Origin of the sequence: Nonomuraea sp. NPDC050786, from assembly GCF_040654115.1 — a bacterium.
In the GTDB taxonomy this organism is placed as follows: Bacteria; Actinomycetota; Actinomycetes; order Streptosporangiales; family Streptosporangiaceae; genus Nonomuraea.
The window spans coordinates 103,457-118,447 of record NZ_JBFAHJ010000026.1 but is presented as its reverse complement, the minus strand read 5'-3'; the positions used below and the strand labels follow the sequence as shown (position 1 = coordinate 118,447).

The following is a 14,991-nucleotide window of genomic DNA, read 5'->3' as shown; positions in this document are numbered from 1 at the left end:
GTTCATGAGGTGGCCGCCAGGTGCAGCCGCGCGAACGCGAGCCCCTCCGTCAGATCGTCGATCCGCTCGGTGCGGCTGGCCGCCTTGCGGGTGTTGATCTCCAGCACCACCAGTCCTGAATAGCCGGTGTTGGCCAGTCGCTCCAGCAGGGGGGCGCACGGCTGGTTGCCTCTGCCGGGCACGAGGTGCTCGTCCTTGTTCGTCACGCCGAGGCCGTCGGCCAGGTGCACGTGGGACAGCCTGTCGCCGAGCTTGGTCGCCATCTCCATGGCGTCGGAGCCTGACACCGCCGTGTGCGACAGGTCGAGCGTGACCTGGGGGAAGTCGTAGTCGATCGGGTTCCAGTCGGGCGAGTAGGGCACCACGTCGTTGCCCCTGGCCTTGAGCGGGAACATGTTCTCGACCGCGAACGTGACATCCGTCTCGTCGCGCATCCTGGCCAGCCCCGCCTCGAACTCCCTGGCGTACTCACGCTGCCAGCGGAACGGCGGATGGACCACGACCGTCGCGGCGCCCAGGCGTTCGGCCGCCTTGCGTGCCTTGACCAGCTTGGCCCATGGGTCGCGGCCCCAGACCCGCTGGGTGACCAGCAGGCAGGGAGCGTGAATGGCCAGGACGGGGACGTGATAGTGCTCGGAGAGCCGCTCGATCACGTCGATGTCCTGGCTCACCGGATCGGCGCCCACCATGATCTCCACGCCGTCGTAGCCAAGGCGCGCGGCCAGCTCGAACGCGTCAGGAGTGCGTTCCGGATATACCGAGGCGGTGGACAATGCGATCTTCGCATTGGGCACGCGGATGACATCAGCCACGCTGCCAGCCTAAGCCGGTGGAGCGGATCTGGCGCGAAAGCCCCTTTGGTGAGCCGCGCTCAGGGGGTGTCCTAACTTTGGGGCATGCCACGGATAGCGAAAGGTGCGATCCCCAGTCCGAACATCTGGAACACGCCCCAGATCTACGAGCTGGAGAACCGCGCCGTCGATCCCGAAGGCGCGGCCGACGCGGAGATGCGCGCGCTGCGCCCCTGGGACGGCGGCACGGTGCTCGACATCGGCTGCGGCACCGGCTACCACCTGCCCACGCTCTCCGCCACGGCCGGGACGGTGATCGGGGTGGAGCCGCACGGTGACCTCGCGCTGCTCGCCCGCCGCCGCTGCGCCGCGCTGGCCAACGTGACCGTGCACGCCGCCGCGGCCCAGGACCTGCCGCTGCCCGACGCGAGCGTGGACGTGGCCATCGCGCGCTGGGCGTACTTCTTCGGGCCCGGCTGCGAGCCGGGCCTGCGCGAGCTGTCCCGCGTGGTACGCCGCGGCGGCGCGGCCTTCGTGCTCGACCTCGACGCCACGCGCGGGTCGTTCGGCCGCTGGTTCTCGCGTACGGTGCCGACGTACTCCGCCCAGGAGGTCGAGTCGTTCTGGGTCCGCCAGGGGTGGCAGCGGCGGCCGCTCGACCTCAGGATGGCCTTCGAGCGGCGGGCGGACCTGGAGGCGGTGCTGCGCATCGAGTTCGCGCCCGAGGTGGCCGAGCAGGCCATCGCCGAGACCCCGGGCCTGGAGCTCGCCTATCCCAACGTCCTGCGCTGGCGTTACTACTGACGCCTTGACATTGACGTCGGTGTCAACGTTTACCGTGGTGACATGCGCATCGGGGAGCTGGCGGAACGGACCGGGGTGAGCACGCGCTCCCTCCGCTACTACGAGCAGCACGGGCTGCTCAGAGCCCGCCGCGCGGCCAACGGCTACCGCGACTACAGCGAGGACGACGTCAGGCTGGTGTCCGAGATCCGGGCGCTGCTCAAGGTGGGGTTCACGCTGGAGGACACGCGGCCGTTCGTCGACTGCCTGCGCCGCGGGCACAGCACGGGCGGCTCGTGCGCGGAGTCGGTCGAGGTCTACGAGCGCAAGCTCAACGAGATCGACGAGGAGATCCGCGTCCTGCTCGCCCGCCGCGCCGAGGTGGCCGCGCAGCTCGCGCAGTCATGCCCAGGTTGCTTCGTAAGGGGATAGTCATGATCACGCTGACCACGGAGAACTTCGAGGAGCAGGTGCTCAAGAGCGACAAGCCGGTGCTGGTCGACTTCTGGGCCGAGTGGTGCGGGCCGTGCCGCATGGTGGCTCCGGTGCTGGACCAGATCGAGGCGGAGCACGGGCTGACCATCGGCAAGCTCAACACCGACGAGAACCCGGAGATCATGTCCCGTTACGGGGTGATGGGCCTTCCGACGCTGCTGCTGTTCGAGAACGGCGAGCCGGTCAAGCAGGTCGTCGGCGCCAAGCCCAAGCGCATGCTCGTCGCGGAGCTGGGCCTGGAGTAATCCCTTCGGCTTACGGGACAAATCGTTCCATGGGCCGATAATCGCGGGACCGGACGCTCCTAGCGTTGATCCCATGATCATCCGCAACGCCGTCGGGGGCTTGCTGGCGCTGGCGGCACTGCTCGCGTTCGCGCTGCTCGATCTCGCGCCGCCCGCTCCCCGCGGTCCGGACTCCCCGGCCGACTCGTTCAGCGCGACCAGGGCTCGTGAACACCTCGAGACCATCGCCAGGGCCCCGCATCCGGTGGGCTCGGCCGAACACGCCCGCGTCCGCGACCACCTGGTCTCCTCACTGCGCGCCCTCGGCCTGGACGTACGCGTCCAGGAGGGCGTCGGCGTCCTGCCCATCGACCATGACGGGGTCGTCCCCATGGGCAGGATGCGCAACATCGTGGCCACCCGTCCCGGCACGGACCCGACGGGCCAGGTGGTCCTGGCCGCCCACTACGACTCGGTGGCGGCCGCTCCCGGCGCCTCCGACGACGGCGCCGGGGTGGCCACCCTCCTGGAGGTCGCCAGGGCGCTGCCCCCCTCGGCACGGAACGACGTGGTCTTCCTCTTCACCGACGGCGAGGAGGCCGGGCTGCTCGGCGCGGAGGCGTTCGCCAGGCAGGCCACACCCGGGACGGTCGTGGTGCTCAACCACGAGGCGCGGGGCAACCGCGGCGTCGTGCAGACGTTCCGCGCCTCGCCGGGCGCCGCGCCGCTCATCTCCCTGTACGGCTCCGTCGTGCCGCATCCGGCGGCGGACTCCGCGTTCGCCTCACTGATGAGCGTCCTGCCGAACAACACCGACTTCCACGTCTTCGGGGGCGCCAGGTGGATGGGGCTCGACGCGGCGTACGTCGGGGGCGGCGCCTACTACCACTCGCCGCTCGACGACGTCGCGCACATCGACCTGAGGTCGTTGCAGCAGATGGGCGACAACACGCTGGCTCTCACTCGGGCGCTGGCGGGGGCCGACCTGGCCGCGCTGAGGTCCGGCGCCGAGTCGGTGTACTTCAACGTGCCGGGAGTGCTCGTGCGGTATCCGGCGTGGCTGGAGCTGCCGGTGGCGGCGGGGGCGCTGCTGCTGGCGTGCGTCGCGCTCTGGATCCTGCGCGGTCGGACCTCACTCCCTCGCGCCCTCGGGGGAACCTTGGCGGCGTTCGTCCTGGGCCTTGTCACCGCCGCTGCCGGATACGGTCTGTGGCCCCTTCTCGCCCTGATCCGCCCGGAATATGCGGACATGATGACCGGCGACCCCTACCGGCCGTGGCTGTATCAGGCCGGCCTGCTGGTACTCACGGGCGCTCTCGTCCTGGCGGCCCGCCGCCTCGTCTCCGGGGCCTCGGGCGTGCTGCTGGTGGCGCTGCTGGGAGTCGTGTCCGCCGTGCTGCTGCCCGGCGGGTCGCACCCGCTGGCCTGGTCGGCGCTGTTCGCCGCGGCCGGGATGATCGTCGCGGGGCGCGTGCGCGGGGACGGGTGGCAGGTGCTGGCGCTGACCCTGGGCTCGGCTCCGGCCGTCGTGCTGCTCGGGGCGGGTGCGGTCGGCTCGCTGGACGTGGGTCTGGGGATCGGCGGGGTCATCGCGGCCCCGTACTTCGCGCTCATGCTCATCCTCCTGCTCCCGCTGATCGAGCGGGCGCGGCCGCGGTGGGCGGCTCTGGTGGCGGGCGTGACGGCGGTCGGGCTGGTCGCGGCGGGGCTGGTGGTGGACCGGTTCGACGCCGGGCATCCGCGGCAGGTACGGCTGGCGTACGCCATGGACGCGGGCACCGGGCAGGCTGTCTGGGGGCGGCGGTCCGGCGGCGGGGGCGGCGAGCGGTGGTTCGGCGAGCAGGGCTGGGAGACCGAGCCCGCCCCGAAGGCGACCGCGCTGCGGTCTCCGTTCCTCTCCGTGGTCAAGGACGTGACGTCCGGCGGGCGGCGCACGCTCACCCTCCGCCTCACGCCGACCGGGCGGGCGCCTGTGGTCGGGCTCAGCGCGTCACCGGCCGGGCCTCTCACGGTGGACGGGCGTGAGCTCCGTACCGGGAAGGGGTTCGCCTACCACGCGCCTGCAGGGCCGCTGGAGGTCACGATGGTGGTACGGGCCGGCGCTCCGGCACGGATCCGGATTTTTGAGGAAGCCTACGATTTGTCGGTCGTGCCGGGATATAAGCCCATTCCTGGCGCTGTGGCGATGGGACCCAGGACGACGGTGTTCCGCGAGATGGTGGTGTGACGCGGGCCGTACCCGTCGAAGATTGTCAGTCCGTGCCGCTAGCCTGCTCCGCATGGCCAAGACAGCCCAGAAGCCCGGATACCGCTGTGCCGAGTGCGGGTGGCGCACCACGAAATGGGTGGGCAGGTGCGGCGAGTGCCAGGCGTGGGGCACGGTCGACGAGGAGGGGGCGCGCGCCGGCGTCAACGTCGTCCAGGCAGGCGCCACCACTGCCCCCGCCGTGCCGATCGGCCAGGTCAAGGCCGAGGTGGCGGCCGCGCGCACGACCGGCGTCGGCGAGCTCGACCGGGTGCTCGGCGGCGGCCTGGTGCCCGGGGCGGTCGTGCTGCTGGCCGGCGAGCCGGGCATCGGCAAGTCCACGCTCCTGCTGGAGGCCGCGGCCCGCATCGCCGAGCGCGAGACGGTCCTCTACGTCACCGGTGAGGAGTCGGCGGCCCAGGTGCGGCTGCGCGCCGACCGCATCGGCGCGATCCGTGACCACCTCTACCTCGCCGCGGAGACCGAGCTGTCGGCCCTGGTCGCCCATGTGGAGAAGGTCCAGCCCAGGATGCTGGTGGTGGACTCGGTGCAGACGGTCGGCTCCGCGCAGGCCACCGGCGTGCCCGGCGGGGTGACGCAGGTCCGCGAGGTCGCGGCCAACCTGGTGCGCCTGGCCAAGGAGCGCAACATGGCCACCGTGCTCGTCGGCCACGTCACCAAGGAGGGTTCGATCGCGGGCCCGCGGACCCTGGAGCACCTGGTCGACGTCGTGCTCAACTTCGAGGGCGACCGCCACTCCAGGCTGCGCATGGTGCGGGCGATCAAAAACCGGTTCGGGCCCACCGACGAGGTCGGCTGCTTCGACCTGCACGAGCGGGGCATCGAGGGCATCACCGACCCGAGCGGCCTGTTCGTCTCCCGGCGCAGCGAGCCGGTGCCCGGCACCTGCGTCACCGTCACCGTCGAGGGCACGCGCCCGCTCCCCGCCGAGGTCCAGGCCCTGGTCGCCCGCACGGAGGCGCAGCAGCCCAGGCGCACGTCGTCGGGGCTCGACACCTACCGCGTGCAGATGATCCTCGCCGTCCTGGAGCGCCGGCTCAACGCCCGGCTGGGCGGCTGCGACGTCTTCACCGCCACCGTGGGCGGCATCAAGCTGGCCGATCCCGCCGTGGACCTGTCGGTCATGCTGGCCGTGGCCAGCGCCGCCGGTGACAAACCCCTGCCGCCCGGGCTGGTGGCCCTCGGCGAGGTGGGCCTGGCGGGCGAGTTGCGGCCGGTCAAGGACGTACGCAGGAGGCTGACGGAGGCGGCCAGGCTGGGTTTCAAGCGGGCACTCGTGCCGGCCGGATCACTCGAAGAAGGCGGCCGCAGGCGCACCGGGCAGCGGGCATTGGTGCCGGTGGGGCCGGTGGCGTTCGCGCCCGGGTTCGAGGTGGTGCAGGCAGAGAACGTCTGGGACGCCCTCACACACGTGACATAAGCGCGGCTAAGCTGGGCGTGACCGATCGACACGGGGGTCATGTGGATAGGAGTCTGGACGATCGCCGTCGCGAAGCCCTGGCCGCGGTGGCCCCGGGCACACCTCTGCGCGACGGCCTGGAACGGATCCTGCGCGGGCAGACCGGCGGGTTGATCGTGCTCGGCTACAACAGGGTCGTCGAAGAGGTCTGCAGCGGCGGTTTCGAGCTCGACGTCGACTTCTCGGCCACCCGGCTGCGCGAGCTGGCCAAGATGGACGGCGCCATCGTGCTGAGCGACGACGACAAGATCGTACGCGCCGCCGTGCACCTCGTGCCCGACCCGTCCATCCCCACCGACGAGTCCGGCACCCGCCACCGCACCGCCCAGCGCGTGGCCAGGCAGACGGGCCTGCCGATCATCGCCATCAGCAAGTCGATGCGCATCATCGCCCTCTACCTCGACGGCATCCGCTACGTCCTGGAGGAGTCGGCGGCCATCCTCTCCAAGGCCAACCAGGCCCTGGCCACCCTCGAGCGCTACAAGCACCGCCTGGACGAGGTCTCCGGCACCCTGTCGGCCCTGGAGATCGAGGACCTGGTCACGGTCAGAGACGTGTCCGCGGTCGCCCAGCGCCTGGAGATGGTCCGCAGGATCGCCGACGAGATCAAGGGCTACGTGGTCGAGCTCGGCACCGACGGCCGCCTGCTCTCCTTGCAGCTGGACGAGCTGGTGGCCGGCGTCGACTCGGAGCGCGAGCTCGTCGTCCGCGACTATCTCCCGGCCCCTTCCGGCCGCCGCCAGCGGCGCCTGATCGACGCGATGCACGACCTGGACCAGCTGTCGGGCAGCGAGCTGCTGGACCTCTCGACCGTCGCCCACGTCCTGGGCCACAACGGCGCCGACAAGCTGGACAGCCCGGTCAGCCCCCGGGGCTTCCGCCTGCTGGCCAAGGTCCCCCGCCTGCCGGCCACGGTGGTAGACCGCCTGGTCAACCACTTCGGCGGGCTGCAGAAGCTGCTGGCGGCGAGCATCGACGACCTGCAGGCGGTGGGCGGAGTCGGCGAGTCGCGCGCCCGCAGCGTCCGCGAGGGCCTCTCCCGCCTGGCCGAATCCTCCATCCTGGAGCGCTACGTCTAGCCCGAGAAATTCTTCGGCGAGGATGTCAAGAACGGGCGCGCCGCTCCGACCCCTCCATGAAAGCGGAACAGCTGACATGAGGAGCCGGACATGCGCAAGATCATCTACTGGGTGCACACCTCGGTCGACGGGCACATCGACGGGCCGCGGGGCGAGTTCGACTGGCCGGTGATGGGCGAGGAGCTCTCGGCGTACTCCGACGCGCTCACCGAGCGGGTCGACACCCTCCTGTACGGGCGCGGCGTGTGGGAGGGCATGGTGAGCTTCTGGCCCACCGCCGAGTCGATGTCGGACCACCCGCACGTCCTGAGTTACGCGCCGATCTGGCGGAGCACCCCGAAGATCGTCTTCTCCACCACCCTGGCCGAGACGGAGTGGGCCGCCGCCGTCATCAGGAAGAACGTCGCCGAGGAGGTCGCCGAGCTCAAGCGGAAGCCGGGCAAGGACCTGCTGCTGACCGGAGGCTCCCGGCTGGCCGCCACGCTCACCGATCACGGCCTGATCGACGAGTACCACGTCGCCGTGCACCCGGTCGTGCTGGGCGGCGGCAGGCGCCTGTTCCTGCCCCGGGAGGAGCGGATCGGCCTGCGGCTCGTCGAGTCACGCACCTGCGACTCGAGCGTCGTGGTCATGCGCTATGACCGCGCCTAGGGGTCGGGCGAGCTCAGCGGAGGTGGAAGACGCCCTTGGGACTGCGCAGTTCGCCCATGTGCACCGTGGCCACGTACGTCCCCGGCAGCGCGGTGGCAGGGGTGGCCCGGCAGTCGGTGCTGGAGCGGTGCCGGTCCCATTCCAGGGCCCGGACGTAGGGCACCCCGCGCTGCAGCTTCTTGATCTCCGAGCTCACCCCGCTGACGCAGTCGGCGGTGGACCAGATGCGGTCCTCCCCCGAGGTGATGCGTACCTCCATGGCGCGCGGCCCGACGTCGGTCGTGCACATCACGGGGCCGGTGTTCACCAGCGTCACCATGAACGTGGGGCGGGCGCCGGCCGAGTAGATCTCCTCCTTGCCGCCTTGGAGGCTGAGCACCAGGTCCTCTGTGGCGCAGGGCTCGCCGGGGCGCCTGGGGGGCGCCGCCGAGGTGGCCGTGGGGGTGGTGGTGGGGGTCGGTGACGGGCTGGCCGTGCCCATGGCGAGCGTGCGGAGCCCCGCCAGCAGCGGATCGACGACGGGGGTAGCGCTCGGTGATGTCTGCGCGCTGGACGCGCGTTCCGGCCCGCTGCCCCCACTGGAGCACGCCCATGCCACGACGGCCACCACGACGAGGACCGCCACCAGGACGCTCATCCGGCGCCGCCAGTAGACGTCACCGCCGTCGCCACGCATAGTATCCGGATCCATACGCACAGGATGGTTCCCACGGCAGCTACGAAGAGTGACGACACGCCGAAGGCGGCCTTCTACGAATACGCTTGACCGCGTGGTTGAGCCGAACCTCCTACACGCCCCCGTTCTGGACTGGTACGAGGACAACGCCCGAGACCTCCCGTGGCGTGCCGCCGACGCGACCCCGTGGGGTGTGCTGGTGAGCGAGATCATGCTCCAGCAGACCCCGGTCGTACGCGTCCTGCCCGTCTGGCACGACTGGATGGCCCGCTGGCCCACCCCCAAGGCGCTGGCCGCCGAGCAGCCGGGCGAGGCCGTACGCCACTGGGGCCGGCTCGGCTACCCGCGCAGGGCGCTCCGGCTGCACGCCTGCGCGCGGGCCATCACCGAGGAGCACGGCGGCGAGGTGCCCTCCGACCACGCGACCCTGCTGTCGCTGCCCGGCATCGGCGAGTACACCGCCGCCGCGGTCGCCAGCTTCGCGTACGGCGGCCGCCACGCCATCCTTGACACCAACGTCCGGCGGGTCTTCGCCAGGGCCGTACGCGCGGAGGAGTACCCTCCCACGGCCACCTCAGCGGCCGAGCGGCGGCTCGCCGAGGCCCTCCTGCCCGAGCTGGGCGCCGCCCGCTGGGGCGTGGCCGTGATGGAGCTGGGAGCGCTCGTCTGCACGGCCCGCGCCCCGCGCTGCGCCGACTGCCCGATCACCCACCTGTGCGCCTGGCGGCTGGCGGGCAAGCCGCCGCACGCCGGGCCCGCGCGCAAGGGCCAGACGTACGCGGGCACCGACCGCCAGTGCCGCGGCCGTCTCCTGGAGGTGCTGCGGTCGGCTCACGGCCCGGTGCCCAAGGCCGCGCTCGACGTGGTCTGGGACGACGCGGTGCAGCGCGAGCGCGCCCTGGACGGCCTCATCGCCGACGGCCTGGCCGAGCACCTGGACGACGGCACGTACCGGCTTCCTGTCACCTGATCCACGGGGGCACGGTGCGCTCCGTGCCCTTGGGTGCGAGGTCGCACGCGTCCGGGTCGGAGACGCCGTCCGGGTTGTAGGCCTCGGTCCCGGCGGGCGCGACCACGATCGACACGAAGCCGCGTACCGGATCGGCGAACATCTGCCTGCTCACGTTCGCGGGCAGCACCATGGTGTCCCCCGCGCCGACCTCGACCCGCTCGCCGCCCAGCTCGACGACGGCGGTCCCGTCGAGCCAGGTCCACACCAGCTCGGCGTCGAACGCGTGCACCGGCCCGACCATGCCGGGCCTGGCGTCCACCCGCCACATCGCCTGTCCCGCGCCGCCCTGGGTCGGCGAGGCGAGCGTGGTCATGACACCGTTGGGCGTCTCGGTCTTACGGGAATCACCGGACAGAATCACAGACATCAGGATCTCCTTTCACACAATCCACGGCGGGACGCCGAAATCGGCCCCGTCGGCGGTCATGGCCCGCGCACCGGCCGGTGCCGTGACGATGGCGGTGTAACCGGCGGGGTCGGCGACGATCCGCCGCACCGTACGGGCGGGCATGACGACGGTGTCGCCCGCGGCCACGCTGAACGTGTCACCGCCCAGCTCCACGGTCGCCGCGCCGGCCACCCAGCTCCACACCTGCTCGCTGTCGAAGTCGTGCACCGGCCCCTCGGCCCCCGGCCGGGCGTCGACCCGCCACAGCGACCGCGAGGCCCCTCCCTGCGTCGGCGAGGCGAACGTCGTCATGACCCCGGCAGGAGTCTCCGATCGCCGCGCTTCCGCCGCACGTATGACAGTCATGCCCTGCATCTCCTAAGATAGGCAACTACGTTGTCCATATAGTCAATCAGGTTGTCCATCATGTCAAGCGAAGGCTTCGAACTACCGCTGCGACTGCTGCTCGCGTTCAGGATGTTGATCGACGAACTCCATGCCGAGCTTGCCCAGCAGGGGCATCCGGACATGCGCCCCATGCACGGGTTCGTCATGCAGGCGATCGGCCGGGGCGGCTCCACGGCCGTCGAACTGGGGCGTATCCTCGGGGTCTCCAAACAGGCCGCGGGCAAGACCATCGAGACCCTGGAACGCGTGGGCTACGTGGAGAGGACCGCCGACCCGCACGACACCAGACGCAAGATCGTCCAGCTCACTCCGTACGGGATCGACGCCCTGAACCGCTCGGCGCGCATCTTCGACACCCTGCGCGCCCGCTGGGCCGAGGAGCTCGGAGAGGAGCGCCTGCTGGCCCTGGAGTCCGATCTGCGCAGGATGACCCCGGCCAACCTCTGGCGGCTCGACATCCCCGGCTGGTTCGGGACGCTGTGAGGTCAGGCGGCCAGCTGGAGGCCCAGGCTGGTGAGGTTCGTACGGGCCCAGTCCAGCTCGTCGGCCAGCAGCGACACCAGCGCCCCCGGCCCCTTGGCCCGCCCGGGCACGGTCAGGTTGTGCGTCTCGACCTCGATGTGCGCGTTGCCGCTGACCGCTCCCGACAGCATCGCCGTGAGCGTGTCGTGGAGCACGGCACCGGTGCTCGGCGTCTCCCCCGTGTGGTTGTGCACGTGCCCCAGCTTGACCACCGGCGCGCCGGCCGCGGCCAGCCCCTTGAGTGCCGTACCGCACTCCTCGGCGCCGCAGGCGAGGTGACAGGCGTCCAGGCAGACGCCCAGGTGCTCGGAGTCGATGCCGCACACCCGCTCGAGCGCCTGCTCGGTGGTCTCCAGCACGCATCCGGGCCACGGCTCGAACCCGACCCTGATCGTCTTGCCGGTCACGCTGTAGATGCCGCGCAGCTCGCGCGCCAGGCGCTCGAGGCGGCGGGTCGCGATCGTGTGCAGATCGGCCGGCCAGTCGCGCCGCCACCCGATCGGGATCGTCGAGATGCTCCCGAACCGCACATCCTCCGGCAGCAGGAACGCCAGGATCTTGGCCAGGGCCATGGTGTAGCGGTAACGCTCGGGCTTGGCCCAGTCGGGGCCGGGGACCTCCTGGTTGCGGCCGCCGGTGCCGTTGAGGCTCACGACCTCCAGGCCGCGCTCCTCCAGGGAGCGGCGCAGCCGTACGAGCTCGATGCGGTCGGCCGTCAGGTGGTCGGCGACGCTCGGCGAGAGCCACAGCCCGATGCCCATGCGCTCCACGCCCAGCCGCTTGCGCACCGGGACCGCGTAACGGGTCAGGTGCGCGATCAGGTTCTCCAGGTCCTCAGCGGGGTGGACGCCTGCGTTGTAGGCGAGGTGAACGAGCGTTCCGTCATCGTGACGTAGGCGCATCGGTTTCCTCCACGGCTTGCTCTTGGTGTTCCGTCGTCCGCCCTCGGGACGTGCCGGCCCTTGCGAGCTTGCCTGCTCGATGGTGGGTCGCGCGTCCGCCCTGAGTTGATTCCGCACTACTCCCAGGGGAGCAGGCCTCAGCCTAGGAACACGCTCTTGTGAGTCGCTTGGATGAGACTTGGCGAAGCTCTACGCAGTGTAGTACTACTCGCGGTGGTGGCGGTACACCCGGTGCCCCAACAATTACGCAACGGCCGGAGTGCGTGAGCCGCCGCCCGCGGCAGGCGCCCCAGGAAAGTCCCCGTCACCTCGCCATGCCCACCACAGCGCACGAATATCAGCGGCCAGGCCGACGCCGGCTACCGGCCCCACCTGGGAGAACACCCATCACCGAGCAGCCCGCGGCTCCGGGAGGCCCGCCTGGCAGGGCCACCGCGCTCCCCGGAGGGGGAAGGACTGTGGGCGTCTTGGCAAACATACGAAAGCCCCCGTGTGAGGCATCTCACACGGGGGCTTTCGGGGATCCGTCAGTGCTGGATCGGTGCGGCGATGGCCGCGGCCGAGTCCGGGACCTGGGAGGCGGACTCGCCCTTGAAGATGAACTTGGCGTTGTCGCCTTCACCCTCGATCGTCACCTTGACGACCTGGCCCGGCCGGAGCTCGCCGTACAGGATCTTCTCCGACAGCGCGTCCTCGAGCTCGCGCTGGATCGTACGGCGCAGCGGACGGGCGCCCATGACCGGGTCGTAGCCCCTGTCGGCCAGCAGCTGCTTGGCCTCCGGCGAGACCTCGAGCCCCATGTCGCGGTCCTTCAGCCTGGCGTCGACCTGGGCGAGCATCAGATCCACGATCTTGATGATCTCGGCCGGCGTCAGCTGGTGGAAGACCACGATGTCGTCGACACGGTTGAGGAACTCGGGCCGGAAGTGCTGCTTGAGCTCCTCCTGCACCTTGGCCTTCATCCGCTCGTAGTTGGACTCGGTGTCGTTGGACTTCGCGAACCCGACCCCGATGCCCTTGGAGATGTCACGGGTGCCGAGGTTGGTGGTCATGATGATGACCGTGTTCTTGAAGTCGACCACGCGGCCCTGGGCGTCGGTCAGGCGACCGTCCTCCAGGATCTGCAGCAGCGAGTTGAAGATGTCGGGGTGGGCCTTCTCGATCTCGTCGAACAGGACCACGGAGAACGGCTTGCGCCGCACCTTCTCGGTGAGCTGACCGCCCTCCTCGTAACCGACGTAGCCGGGAGGCGAGCCGAACAGCCTGGAGACGGTGTGCTTCTCCATGAACTCCGACATGTCCAGGCTGATCAGAGCGTCTTCGTCGCCGAAGAGGAACTCCGCCAGAGCCTTGGACAGCTCGGTCTTACCGACACCGGAGGGACCCGCGAAGATGAACGAGCCACCGGGACGGCGCGGGTCCTTCAGCCCGGCGCGGGTGCGCCGGATGGAGCGCGACAGGCCCTTGATGGCGTCGTCCTGGCCGATGATCCGCTTGTGGAGCTCGTCCTCCATGCGGAGCAGGCGCTGCGACTCCTCCTCGGTCAGCTTGAAGACCGGGATGCCGGTGGCGGTCGCCAGGACCTCGGCGATGAGCTCCTGAGTGACCTCGGCCACGACGTCCATGTCGCCGGCCTTCCACTCCTTCTCCCGCCGCTCGCGCTTGAGCTGGAGCTGCTTCTCCTGGTCGCGGAGGGCAGCGGCCTTCTCGAAGTCCTGCGCGTCGATCGCGGACTCCTTGTCGCGGCGGACGTTGGCGATCTTCTCGTCGTATTCGCGCAGGTCCGGCGGAGCGGTCATCCTGCGGATGCGCATCCGGGAGCCGGCCTCGTCGATGAGGTCGATCGCCTTGTCGGGAAGGTAGCGGTCGCTGATGTAGCGGTCGGCCAGCTGCGCGGCGGCCACCAGCGCGTCGTCGGTGATGGACACGCGGTGGTGCGCCTCGTAGCGGTCGCGCAGACCCTTGAGGATCTCGATCGTGTGGCTGAGCGAGGGCTCGGCCACCTGGATCGGCTGGAAGCGGCGCTCCAGCGCGGCGTCCTTCTCGAGGTACTTGCGGTATTCGTCGAGCGTGGTCGCGCCGATCGTCTGCAGCTCGCCGCGCGCCAGCATCGGCTTGAGAATGCTGGCCGCGTCGATCGCGCCCTCGGCGGCGCCCGCGCCCACGAGCGTGTGCAGCTCGTCGATGAACAGGATGATGTCACCGCGCGTGCGGATCTCCTTGAGCACCTTCTTCAGGCGCTCTTCGAAGTCGCCGCGGTAGCGGGAGCCGGCGACCAGGGCGCCGAGGTCAAGCGTGTAGAGCTGCTTGTCCTTCAGCGTCTCGGGCACCTCGCCCCTGACGATCTTCTGCGACAGGCCCTCGACGACGGCGGTCTTGCCGACGCCGGGCTCGCCGATGAGAACCGGGTTGTTCTTGGTCCTCCGGGAGAGGACCTGCATGACCCGCTCGATCTCCTTCTCACGGCCGATGACCGGATCCAGCTTGCCCTCGCGGGCCGCCTGGGTCAGGTTGCGGCCGAACTGGTCGAGCACCAGGGAGGTCGAGGGGGCCGACTCCTGCGGACCGCCCGCCGCGGCCGGCTCCTTGCCCTGGTAACCGTGGAGCAACTGGATGACCTGCTGCCTGACACGGTTGAGATCAGCTCCAAGCTTGACCAGCACCTGGGCGGCCACACCCTCACCCTCGCGGATGAGCCCGAGCAGGATGTGCTCGGTGCCGATGTAGTTGTGGCCCAGCTGCAAAGCCTCACGGAGCGACAGCTCGAGGACCTTCTTGGCCCGCGGGGTGAACGGAATGTGCCCCGACGGAGCCGACTGGCCCTGGCCGATGATCTCCTCGACCTGCTGGCGCACACCCTCAAGGCTGATGCCGAGGCTCTCCAGAGCCTTGGCGGCCACGCCCTCACCTTCGTGGATCAAGCCAAGAAGAATGTGCTCAGTGCCGATGTAGTTGTGGTTGAGCATCCTGGCCTCTTCTTGGGCCAAGACGACAACACGCCTCGCTCGGTCGGTGAACCTCTCGAACATCTCGTCGCTCCTCACAGAGCGGTCAGTCAGGCCGGTAAATCCGGTCCCGTCATCCCGCATGCTAGCCCTGGCTCGGCGAACCGTGCCCACTGCCACTGACACGCTCTATAGCAGAGACGTTCCCCGAGAGCAGGGCGTTCACCCTCCATCCAACTACTGTTCGGGGGTGACGTGTTCCCGATACGCCGCAAGCGAACGATGTTTAAGACGCTTCACCGAAGCGCCAGAAAAATGCCCCTCACGACGCACGCGGATCCACACGGATCGGCCATCGGACGCGCCGGGGCAGAGTAGGCGTTGGGGACC

Annotated in this window: 15 protein-coding genes; 9 read left to right on the top strand and 6 right to left on the bottom strand. The window is 70.2% G+C overall.

Annotated features, from left to right (window positions below):
- Positions 1 to 2: 2 nt before the first annotated feature.
- Positions 3 to 812 carry a sugar phosphate isomerase/epimerase gene (locus AB0H84_RS37250; protein ID WP_357615227.1) on the bottom strand — a complete coding sequence of 270 codons (810 nt, stop codon included), beginning with the start codon at positions 810 to 812 and terminating at the stop codon, positions 3 to 5.
- Between the two features lie 84 nt (positions 813 to 896).
- Between AB0H84_RS37250 and AB0H84_RS37245 the strand changes: the two genes are divergently transcribed.
- The 7 genes from AB0H84_RS37245 (at position 897) to AB0H84_RS37215 (ending at position 7,748) form a co-directional block, all read left to right on the top strand.
- On the top strand, positions 897 to 1,595 hold the full coding sequence (locus AB0H84_RS37245) for a class I SAM-dependent methyltransferase (RefSeq protein WP_357615225.1): 699 nt from the start codon (positions 897 to 899) through the stop codon (positions 1,593 to 1,595).
- Between the two features lie 42 nt (positions 1,596 to 1,637).
- A complete protein-coding gene (locus AB0H84_RS37240) occupies positions 1,638 to 2,006 on the top strand; it encodes a MerR family transcriptional regulator (RefSeq protein ID WP_357615222.1) in 369 nt (122 codons plus the stop codon).
- Positions 2,007 to 2,008: 2 nt separating this feature from the next.
- Positions 2,009 to 2,314, top strand: coding sequence for a thioredoxin (gene trxA / locus AB0H84_RS37235; protein WP_357615219.1), 306 nt, complete (start codon positions 2,009 to 2,011; stop codon positions 2,312 to 2,314).
- A gap of 73 nt (positions 2,315 to 2,387) precedes the next feature.
- On the top strand, positions 2,388 to 4,520 hold the full coding sequence (locus AB0H84_RS37230; RefSeq protein WP_357615217.1) for a M20/M25/M40 family metallo-hydrolase: 2,133 nt from the start codon (positions 2,388 to 2,390) through the stop codon (positions 4,518 to 4,520).
- A 52-nt stretch (positions 4,521 to 4,572) separates the two neighbouring features.
- Positions 4,573 to 5,979: a DNA repair protein RadA gene (radA, locus tag AB0H84_RS37225; protein ID WP_357615213.1), complete on the top strand. Its 1,407-nt coding sequence runs from the start codon at positions 4,573 to 4,575 to the stop codon at positions 5,977 to 5,979.
- 41 nt (positions 5,980 to 6,020) lie between these two features.
- Positions 6,021 to 7,097: a DNA integrity scanning diadenylate cyclase DisA gene (gene disA / locus AB0H84_RS37220; protein WP_357615211.1), complete on the top strand. Its 1,077-nt coding sequence runs from the start codon at positions 6,021 to 6,023 to the stop codon at positions 7,095 to 7,097.
- A gap of 90 nt (positions 7,098 to 7,187) precedes the next feature.
- On the top strand, positions 7,188 to 7,748 hold the full coding sequence (locus AB0H84_RS37215) for a dihydrofolate reductase family protein (RefSeq protein ID WP_357615208.1): 561 nt from the start codon (positions 7,188 to 7,190) through the stop codon (positions 7,746 to 7,748).
- A gap of 13 nt (positions 7,749 to 7,761) precedes the next feature.
- On the opposite strand, the gene AB0H84_RS37210 is transcribed toward AB0H84_RS37215, so the two are convergent.
- Positions 7,762 to 8,439 (bottom strand): hypothetical protein, encoded by a 678-nt coding sequence (locus tag AB0H84_RS37210; protein ID WP_357615206.1) that lies wholly within the window; start codon positions 8,437 to 8,439, stop codon positions 7,762 to 7,764.
- A gap of 79 nt (positions 8,440 to 8,518) precedes the next feature.
- Here AB0H84_RS37210 and AB0H84_RS37205 point away from each other — a divergent pair, with 79 nt between their 5' ends.
- Positions 8,519 to 9,394 (top strand): A/G-specific adenine glycosylase, encoded by an 876-nt coding sequence (locus AB0H84_RS37205; RefSeq protein ID WP_357615203.1) that lies wholly within the window; start codon positions 8,519 to 8,521, stop codon positions 9,392 to 9,394.
- Here AB0H84_RS37205 and AB0H84_RS37200 read toward each other — a convergent pair.
- Together AB0H84_RS37200 and AB0H84_RS37195 are read right to left on the bottom strand one after the other, a co-directional pair.
- Positions 9,387 to 9,803 (bottom strand): cupin, encoded by a 417-nt coding sequence (locus AB0H84_RS37200; protein WP_357615200.1) that lies wholly within the window; start codon positions 9,801 to 9,803, stop codon positions 9,387 to 9,389. The two genes, AB0H84_RS37205 and AB0H84_RS37200, sit on opposite strands and share 8 nt — an antisense overlap.
- Before the next feature lie 12 nt (positions 9,804 to 9,815).
- Entirely contained in the window at positions 9,816 to 10,190 is a 375-nt protein-coding gene (locus AB0H84_RS37195) for a cupin (protein ID WP_357615198.1), read from the bottom strand.
- A gap of 60 nt (positions 10,191 to 10,250) precedes the next feature.
- Here AB0H84_RS37195 and AB0H84_RS37190 point away from each other — a divergent pair, with 60 nt between their 5' ends.
- On the top strand, positions 10,251 to 10,715 hold the full coding sequence (locus AB0H84_RS37190; RefSeq protein WP_357615195.1) for a MarR family winged helix-turn-helix transcriptional regulator: 465 nt from the start codon (positions 10,251 to 10,253) through the stop codon (positions 10,713 to 10,715).
- Between the two features lie 2 nt (positions 10,716 to 10,717).
- Here the strand turns inward: AB0H84_RS37190 and AB0H84_RS37185 are convergent, their stop codons facing one another.
- Both AB0H84_RS37185 and AB0H84_RS37180 read right to left on the bottom strand, forming a co-directional pair.
- Positions 10,718 to 11,656 carry a TIM barrel protein gene (locus AB0H84_RS37185; protein WP_357615192.1) on the bottom strand — a complete coding sequence of 313 codons (939 nt, stop codon included), beginning with the start codon at positions 11,654 to 11,656 and terminating at the stop codon, positions 10,718 to 10,720.
- Between the two features lie 527 nt (positions 11,657 to 12,183).
- Positions 12,184 to 14,685: an ATP-dependent Clp protease ATP-binding subunit gene (locus tag AB0H84_RS37180; protein WP_357615190.1), complete on the bottom strand. Its 2,502-nt coding sequence runs from the start codon at positions 14,683 to 14,685 to the stop codon at positions 12,184 to 12,186.
- Positions 14,686 to 14,991 lie beyond the last annotated feature (306 nt).

Bases quoted from the DNA above. Each gene is read 5' to 3' on its own strand.
- radA (WP_357615213.1), top strand. From the start codon at position 4,573: ATGGCCAAGACAGCCCAGAAGCCCGGATACCGCTGTGCCGAGTGCGGG.
- AB0H84_RS37240 (WP_357615222.1), top strand. From the start codon at position 1,638: ATGCGCATCGGGGAGCTGGCGGAACGGACCGGGGTGAGCACGCGCTCC.
- AB0H84_RS37230 (WP_357615217.1), top strand. From the start codon at position 2,388: ATGATCATCCGCAACGCCGTCGGGGGCTTGCTGGCGCTGGCGGCACTG.
- trxA (WP_357615219.1), top strand. From the start codon at position 2,009: ATGATCACGCTGACCACGGAGAACTTCGAGGAGCAGGTGCTCAAGAGC.
- AB0H84_RS37245 (WP_357615225.1), top strand. From the start codon at position 897: ATGCCACGGATAGCGAAAGGTGCGATCCCCAGTCCGAACATCTGGAAC.
- AB0H84_RS37200 (WP_357615200.1), bottom strand. From the start codon at position 9,803: ATGTCTGTGATTCTGTCCGGTGATTCCCGTAAGACCGAGACGCCCAAC.
- AB0H84_RS37180 (WP_357615190.1), bottom strand. From the start codon at position 14,685: ATGTTCGAGAGGTTCACCGACCGAGCGAGGCGTGTTGTCGTCTTGGCC.
- AB0H84_RS37215 (WP_357615208.1), top strand. From the start codon at position 7,188: ATGCGCAAGATCATCTACTGGGTGCACACCTCGGTCGACGGGCACATC.
- AB0H84_RS37185 (WP_357615192.1), bottom strand. From the start codon at position 11,656: ATGCGCCTACGTCACGATGACGGAACGCTCGTTCACCTCGCCTACAAC.
- AB0H84_RS37195 (WP_357615198.1), bottom strand. From the start codon at position 10,190: ATGACTGTCATACGTGCGGCGGAAGCGCGGCGATCGGAGACTCCTGCC.
- AB0H84_RS37210 (WP_357615206.1), bottom strand. From the start codon at position 8,439: ATGGATCCGGATACTATGCGTGGCGACGGCGGTGACGTCTACTGGCGG.
- AB0H84_RS37190 (WP_357615195.1), top strand. From the start codon at position 10,251: ATGTCAAGCGAAGGCTTCGAACTACCGCTGCGACTGCTGCTCGCGTTC.